Below are 571 nucleotides of genomic sequence, written 5' to 3'. Positions count from 1 at the left end.
ATCCGGTCGGCGGCCATCGTGTACTGCGCCAGGTCGTTGGTGCCGATGGACAGGAAGTCGACGTGCTCCAGGATCCGGTCGGCCAGCAGCGCCGCGGCGGGGACCTCGATCATCACCCCCGGGGTCAGGCCGTGTGAACGGGCCTTGGCCGCAAAGCTTTCGGCTTCCTCGGCGGTCGCGATCATCGGCGCCATCACCCAAGGTGGGTTGCCGGTGCGCTGCCCGGCGGCGGCGATCGCTTCCAGCTGGTGGTCCAGCAGGCCGGGGTTGGCGGTCGCGATGCGGATGCCGCGCACGCCGAGCGCGGGGTTGGCCTCGTCGGGGTGGCCGGCGAACTTGAGCGGCTTGTCAGAGCCGGCGTCGAGCGTGCGGATCACCACCTTGTTCCCGGCGAACGCGTCGAGCACCTCGGCGTAGATGCCGGACTGCTCGTCGACGGTGGGCCCGGTGTCGGTGCGGGGCAATTGCGCCTCGAACGACAGCGACCGCGGGCACTTGTAATGCGCGAGGCGGTCGCGCAGCCAGGCGATCAGCTCGGCGGCGAACTCGTCGGTGGCGTCGGCTGCGTCGA

1 protein-coding gene is annotated in these 571 nt (G+C 70.8%); it reads right to left on the bottom strand.

Annotated elements, in window-relative coordinates; translation table 11 throughout:
* On the bottom strand, window positions 1-571 hold a 571-nt coding region (locus ASJ79_RS25415), incomplete at both ends, for a putative PEP-binding protein (protein ID WP_304439124.1).

Source organism: Mycobacterium sp. NAZ190054 (genome assembly GCF_001545925.1).
In the GTDB taxonomy this organism is placed as follows: Bacteria; Actinomycetota; Actinomycetes; order Mycobacteriales; family Mycobacteriaceae; genus Mycobacterium.
The sequence above is the reverse complement of the archived record's forward strand: the minus strand, read 5'-3'. Positions and strand labels throughout refer to the sequence as shown.